General features: G+C 39.0%; 1 protein-coding gene. It reads right to left on the bottom strand.

The features are described from left to right. Positions 1–249 (bottom strand): GTP-binding protein (locus tag SB717_RS38310; RefSeq protein ID WP_410908432.1); only part of this gene is annotated, 249 nt, incomplete at both ends.

The raw sequence follows: 249 nt of genomic DNA, 5'->3' as shown, positions 1-249 counted from the left end.
AAGCTGTGCTTCAATTACAGTACCCGTTGCATAACGATTTGGGTTTGCTTTATATTCTTCTACTTCACTTACAAGAAGAATCATCTCTAGCAAGTTGTCAATTCCCTCGCCTTGGATTGCAGAAATTGGTACGAAAATTGTATCTCCGCCCCAAGCTTCTGGAACTAATTCATATTCTGTTAATTCTTGCATTACACGATCAGGATTCGCCGCTGGTTTATCCATTTTATTCACAGCAACAATAATTGG

The organism is Priestia sp. SIMBA_032, from assembly GCF_046535215.1.
GTDB classification, from domain to species: Bacteria; Bacillota; Bacilli; order Bacillales; family Bacillaceae_H; genus Priestia; species Priestia aryabhattai.
The sequence above is the reverse complement of the archived record's forward strand: the minus strand, read 5'-3'. Positions and strand labels throughout refer to the sequence as shown.